We start from the raw sequence: 6,521 nt of genomic DNA on the forward strand, positions 1-6,521 counted from the left end.
TTCAAAGATATAGTGAAATATTATTTGATTCTGCTTATCTACAGTATAAAGATACCGCAGAGCATATTCCTGAACTCTTCGAGGAAGTCGGGAAAAAGCTTGTTCCTCTTTTCGGAGGGAAGATTGTACACGGTGAAGATGGAGAAATTGAAGCTATTTTAAAAGATGATGATACATTAATTAAAAGAGAATTATTTTCAACAAAGCAGAATCGATTTATACCTTTCTTGATAATACACAATCCATTAGAGCGGTATAAACAAATTATAATCGAAGAACCAGAAGCACATTTATCAATCAAAAGTATAAGTGAGTTATTAGGCTATATTAAGGAACTCATATTGTCAAACAACTCAATTTATTTAACAACCCATAGTGACGTGTTTTTCTCACGCTTGAATAACATACTTCTAACAAATGTAGATTTTGGAGTTAAGGTTTACGAATTAAAGAGTAATGGTAAGAGATCAGTTCTTGAGGAAAAGATAAGAGGCGATTATGGATATGAGATTGAATTATTTAGTGATGAACTAAACAATCTATACAACGAGACGCTCGCTATACAAAAACAGATAGAAGAAAAGGTGGATAATGAAGACAACAACGGCTAACTTTTGTCTTATTAAAGAAGGGTTTTATTCACAAATTTCGGATATAGTTTATATTCAAGAAGAACTTGATGACAATACTATAATGACAGTTGAATTTTCAAACAATTCTAGTGACTATGATTTATATCATCTTTTTTGTGAAGCAAACTCAAAAAAAAATGAAAATAGTCGAATAAAATTTTTCAAAGTAGATAATTTCCCGGATGGAGTGTTTGTCAAAATAAGTGGCGATTCGATTGAAGTAAGTATTTGCGAATTAAAAAGAACACCTGCCAATAAACTTGAGCAACTTACACGACAATTGTTTTCGGGGTTTGTTCACAGCAGACTTTTGCTCAAGATGTTGGACTGTGAAGAAGAAAAGGTTACTTATAGATACAGGGTGTTTATGTTAAATGATACAGTTAAGGAAGCTGAGTATAATTCTTTTTCAAAATTGGGGAGAAAAATAACACCAGGGACACGAGTAGTAGATTTAAACGAATATCAATTATGGGGCCAGAATAAGTTGCTCTTTAAAGAACAACATTTCTCTCATTTAATCAATGTTGAAAAGTATGTTTTAAATAATACGAATAAGCAAGAGTACCAGTATTCAATTAGTTTGTGAACTGATATGTTAATATTTTAGTGAAAACTGATTAGAGATTATTATCCAAAGATTTATGCCCTTCTCCAAAGTACATATGTTTAGTATTTGGTGATTTCTATGTGTGCACATTGTGCAGAATAACTAGTTTATAAAGCTTTAAGTGAAGGTTTAAGTTTTTATTTCTTTATGAGGGGGTGCCAAGGATATCTGCACGATCTGCTTGAGTCACGTGGTGTCTCTGTCTGGTTCAGCGAGAAGGACGCAGGCCTCAGCGTGTCGTTGCTTCGTTTCATCTGCAAGGGCTGGCGAACTTGCGAGTTGGGATTGTGCTGGTGACCCCTGCTTTGTTTGCTAAAACGCCTTAAATCAGAGGGCATTGCAGACAAGGAACTTTCTGCACTCCTAACTCGTGTGCGACTTGTTCCAATTGTGCACGGGACCACGTATGAAGAGCTTCGCGATGTCAGTCCCTTGCTCGGTTCGCGAGCCGACCTAGACACTGCAGAAGAGTCAATGAAAGACGTCGCAGACAAGCTCGCAGAACTGGTTACTCCCTAAGAGTAAGCTTCAAATAGCCCTCATCTTTCATTAGGTGGGGGTATTTGACGCTCACATCTGAAAACTCGCCGTTATAGACATCGCGTGAACGCTACTAAAGTAGGGGCCAAGTTAGCGCTTATTGGTTCAAATCCAATCGGGCTCGTAAGCTACATTGTCCCTCTGGTCGTTCTTTCGTTGGCGAGATGCAGGTTGGATTGGATGGCATGTCACTTTGCAAAGAGGATACCAAAGAGGAGGGAACGCTCATGAAGCGTAGACGCGAACGTGTATTTCCCTTTCGCTCAATATCATCGCTATACATTTGAACATAAGTTCTCAGAGGCTGTAGCTCTCCTTATGTCACTTGGTGCATTGCATATTGAGGTGCAGCACTGTACAGGTTGGTCAAAAGAATTCTCGTCGAAATTGGATTTAGCTATTACGTAAGTAAACGCTGGGGTAACGGTAGAGCTTTAAAAGTTATAAATCCGGTTCCGAGATTTTGTTTACAGCAAACTTTGAGAATAACACATCTGCATCTTTACCAGTAAGTCTGGTCTGGTACCATCATGAGCCTACATGGAAGCAGATTGCAGACGGGAGACTAAAGAATGGTATAAAAGATTTCTCATTAGCGGTAAGGTTTGAGGATCACCAATCCACGGTTTGGGAAATTAAGGTAGTATTTGCATAATTCTAATAGTAGAAATACAAGGCACCCATTCGGGTGCTTTGTATTTCGCTCGACAACTGTTACGGTGAACCGTATCATAAGTAGGGGCAAGTTTTTTTAAGAAAAACCCGCAGGAGCTGTGTTTACAGCATAACGACGATAGGAGCAGGGTAGGTTACTCTCCGGTCGGAATGGTGCATAAACGGGCTTCTGCGGGTTTATTTATGCTATAGAATAGTGTGGACTTCGAAGGGGACTTTTGCCGACTCTCAGCAAAAGCCCCTTCGCTATTTATTATTGATCGAGAAACAAAGCTTACATGCAAGTAACCTAGGCTTGTCATCGACAAAAAACGACTATAACTTACAAAGCAAGGGGAATAGATCAAAGAGAAGGCAACTTCTACTGAAGGTATCCCCAGAGTGTCGATAAAGTCCAATGAAATAGTTAAGGGAAGATGAGCTGCACGGGAATGACGGCGTTCTTAGGTGAATAAATATTCTCTATCTGTTCAAGTAACAGCTTTACGGCTGTTCGTGCCATTTCCTGTTCATCCTGCTGTACATAAGCTACGAATGAAAGATGTGGATTATCGAAAGATAGCAAATCGATGTTTGAGTGATTGTTCAGACGGCTGATAGCGGCCGATGTAAGGCGTGCGGTTTCTTCGGTCAAGGAGAAGGCTGCCGAAATTCTACTATGACCCTGCAAGAAGTCGCTTACATATTCCAATGCTTGCTCACCACGTAGAATGTCGAGAGGGATGTGACACCACAAGCTCTTGTCAATTGATATACCTTGATCTGTGTACGCCTTCTCGAAGCCGAGCGTGCGATCCTCGATGGCTGTATTGGCATTTTCAGGTGAGATGAGCGCAATCTGATGATGACCCTTGGATAGCAAATGAGAGACAGCCTTATACGCACCGCCGTAATTGTCTGATGTAATCGTGTACGTCTCAATGTTGCGCAGGTAGCGGTCGATGAACACACATGGGAATTTATCGAGCGACAGACGCAGTAGTGATTCGTTGTACTTCTCATCCTCTGTTGGAAAAACAATCAGTCCCTTCACACCGAGCCCCGTTAGTGTACGAATGGCGTTCGATTCGATAGAGGAGGACTCTCGCGTGATGCTTAGTACCATGCTGAGGCCAGCTTCAGACAGGAATTGTTCCGTGTAGTCGACGAGCTTCTGAATGACACGGGTTACCATCGTCGGAATAATGAAGCCGATGAGCGGCAAGGACGACACGCTGTGTGGAGATAATGGAGAATCAATGCTAGAAACATCAAGACTAGAAGAGACGAATGTGCCCTTGCCTTGTACGCGTATAATTAATCCTTCGTCAGCTAGCTGGGTTAAGGCGTTTTTGACGGTTATTTTACTTACTTTGAACTCGTCCATTAATTCTTGTTCAGAAGGGACACGGTCCGTTGGCCGAAGCTGCCCAGATTTAATTTTCTGTACAATATCTTCTTGAATTTGCTTGTAGAGCACCAGCTTTTTCAAATAAGTACATCTCCCTTAAAATTTAATGATTTTTATAATCAATTGGTTATATAAAATATATTACGTATATATTATAATGCAATTTATAAAGCGCTTACAATACAGAATTAGGAAATTTGTTACGAAGGGGTCTTTTCATTGAAAGGTTAGAATCATGTTAAGAAGGTTGGTAACGAGACGTGTTGAGACCGCTTAAATTAACAGAATTGACCAGTCACCCAGCATCTCAAATGAGTAACAAAAAAAGAGAGGATGACGAACAAATGAAAAAACGCATTACATTAATCTCCATCGTTACAATCCTTATGATGTCACTAGTTTTGTCGGCATGTAGTAAGTCTTCTAGTTCATCTACGGAAACACAGCAGTTAGGCGCTGATGCCGGTGAGAATGCAACAGAAATGTCATTTTGGACATTCGTAGATTTGCATGGCAAGCATTTGGATAAAATGCTGGAGTTATGGAACCAACAGAATCCAGACAAACAGATTAAGTTGAATGTAACGGTTATGCCTTACGATGATATGCACAACAAGCTCTTATTGGCAGTTACAAGCGGAAAAGGTGCTCCTGATATTGCGGATATCGAGCTTGGTCAGTTCCCTAAATTCTTGGAAGGGGACAACGTTCCACTGGAATCTTTGAATGATGTATTTGCACCATACAAAGACGTTGTCGTTCCCTCACGTGTCGATATTTACTCCAAAGCTGACCAGGTTTATGGCTTTGATTATCACGTAGGTGCTACGCTTGCTTTCTACAACACGGAAATTCTCGAACAAGCAGGTGTTGACTACAAGATGATCAAAACTTGGGAAGATTACAAACAAGCAGGTATCAAGGTTTATGAAAAGACTGGTAAGTACTTAGGTACTGCTGATACATCCGCTACGTGGCAAGCCTCGCTATTACTTGCTCAGCAAAATGCTGATTTTACAGATGAAAATGGCAATCCAAAAGTTAACTCACCTGAGATGATTAAAGCGTTTGAAATGTTAGTTGACCTGCAGAAGAATAATGTTATTCATACGATCCCAGGCGGACAACCCGACACGGAAGAAGCAAAAGGCGAATATAACAAAGGCAACTACGCAAGCGCATTGATGCCTGAGTGGTACATGTCCCGCTTTGTAAACGAAATGAAGGACCTTAAAGGTAAGTATGCAATTGCTCCCTTGCCTGTATTCGAAGAAGGTAATCCTCGTTCCGTTGGCTTAGGCGGTACTGGCACAGTTGTTACTAAGACTGGTAAAGACGTTCAGTTGGCAAAAGAGTTTGTAGCTTTTGCTAAGCTTTCGAAAGAAGCTACTACTGAAATCTGGAATACACTTGGATTTGACCCAATCAATATGGAAGTATGGAAAGATGAGGCTGTAACGAAAAACCCTGATAACGAATACGTCCAGTATTTTAAAACAAATGCATTTGATACTTTGAATGAAATTAAAGACGAAATTAGAGGTATCAAATCCGTAAAAGCTTCACCGACGATCGGCAGTGTGCTCAATACGGTTACTCTGAATGCGATCTTTGAAGATGGCCAAGACGTGAAGGAAGCTCTCGATGAAGCACAGGCAGCAATTGAACAAGAATTGAAATAAAAATAATAAGTAAATGGTTATGATTAAGCCTGTCGGCAAGAATGGTGCTCGGCAGGTTTAGTCATAGTCAAGGGAGAGTGGGATTATGATAAAGAAATTTGTATACTCTCAAAAGGTTGCACCTTATGTTTTTGTGTTGCCATTCATAATCATATTCTTGATATTCTGGTCTTATCCACTTGTAAATTCATTCGTAATGAGTTTTCAAGATAGGATGTTGGGACAGGATCCAAAATGGGTTGGTGAAGCGAATTATTCGAAGTTATTCACAGATAAAGTGTTTTTGACGGCTATTAAAAATAGCGTTGTATACATGCTAGGAACCTTAGTGCTGTTAATCCCTTTCCCAATGTTATTTGCCGTTATGATAAACAGTAAGTTAATGCTGGGCAGGGAGTTTTTTAAATCTTCGTTCTTTCTTCCTGCATTGACATCTGTCGCAGTGGCGGGTACTATTTTTCGCCTAACATTCGGTGAAATGGATGGTTCATTAATGAACAGTTTTCTAGGTCTATTTGGTGTAGAGCCTACTAAATTCTTGAAAGATGCAGAATGGAGTATGGCTGCACTATTAATTCTTGCATGTTGGCGATGGACAGGTGTTAATATGCTGTACTATCTATCCGGTTTGAAAAACATTGACAATGATTATTATGAGGCTGCTTCAATTGACGGGGCATCTGCTTGGCAGAAGTTCAGATCGATTACAATGCCATTATTGAAGCCGACCACGATATATGTTACGACAATTAGTGTTTATGCAGGTTTGGCAATGTTTACCGAGAGCTTAATGATGTTTAACGGTAACAATTCACCGAAAAATATTGGCCTAACTATAGTCGGATATCTGTATAGACAAGGGATTGAGAAGAATAAGCTCGGTTACGCTGCTGCAGTTGGTATCGTTCTATTAGTCATTGCTATGATTATCAATTTAACGCAGCTGAAATTTAGTGGAATGTTCAAAAAGGAGGAGGATTAAAATGGGCGCT

At 40.0% G+C, this 6,521-nt stretch carries 6 protein-coding genes; 5 read left to right on the top strand and 1 reads right to left on the bottom strand.

Features of this window, described 5'->3' with window-relative positions; all coding sequences use genetic code 11:
* From ACWNM1_RS29860 to ACWNM1_RS29870, 3 genes are all read left to right on the top strand, one after another.
* Positions 1–611: hypothetical protein (locus ACWNM1_RS29860; RefSeq protein ID WP_449603823.1), on the top strand; the 611-nt coding region annotated here is incomplete at its 5' end.
* Positions 592–1,221, top strand: coding sequence for a hypothetical protein (locus ACWNM1_RS29865; RefSeq protein WP_449603824.1), 630 nt, complete (start codon positions 592–594; stop codon positions 1,219–1,221). The genes ACWNM1_RS29860 and ACWNM1_RS29865, both read left to right, overlap by 20 nt.
* A 330-nt stretch (positions 1,222–1,551) precedes the next feature.
* Positions 1,552–1,761, top strand: a complete 210-nt coding sequence (locus tag ACWNM1_RS29870; RefSeq protein ID WP_449603825.1) for a hypothetical protein — start codon at positions 1,552–1,554, stop codon at positions 1,759–1,761.
* 1,102 nt (positions 1,762–2,863) lie between these two features.
* On the opposite strand, the gene ACWNM1_RS29875 is transcribed toward ACWNM1_RS29870, so the two are convergent.
* Positions 2,864–3,928 carry a GntR family transcriptional regulator gene (locus tag ACWNM1_RS29875; protein WP_449603826.1) on the bottom strand — a complete coding sequence of 355 codons (1,065 nt, stop codon included), beginning with the start codon at positions 3,926–3,928 and terminating at the stop codon, positions 2,864–2,866.
* A 263-nt stretch (positions 3,929–4,191) separates the two neighbouring features.
* Between ACWNM1_RS29875 and ACWNM1_RS29880 the strand changes: the two genes are divergently transcribed.
* Together ACWNM1_RS29880 and ACWNM1_RS29885 are read left to right on the top strand one after the other, a co-directional pair.
* Positions 4,192–5,529 carry an ABC transporter substrate-binding protein gene (locus ACWNM1_RS29880; protein ID WP_341055698.1) on the top strand — a complete coding sequence of 446 codons (1,338 nt, stop codon included), beginning with the start codon at positions 4,192–4,194 and terminating at the stop codon, positions 5,527–5,529.
* Between the two features lie 85 nt (positions 5,530–5,614).
* The gene (locus ACWNM1_RS29885; RefSeq protein WP_042185833.1) at positions 5,615–6,511 is read left to right on the top strand and encodes a carbohydrate ABC transporter permease; all 897 of its coding nucleotides are present in this window, start codon (positions 5,615–5,617) and stop codon (positions 6,509–6,511) included.
* The last annotated feature ends 10 nt before the right edge of the window (positions 6,512–6,521 follow it).

It is taken from the genome of Paenibacillus sp. Marseille-Q9583 (genome assembly GCF_976954365.1).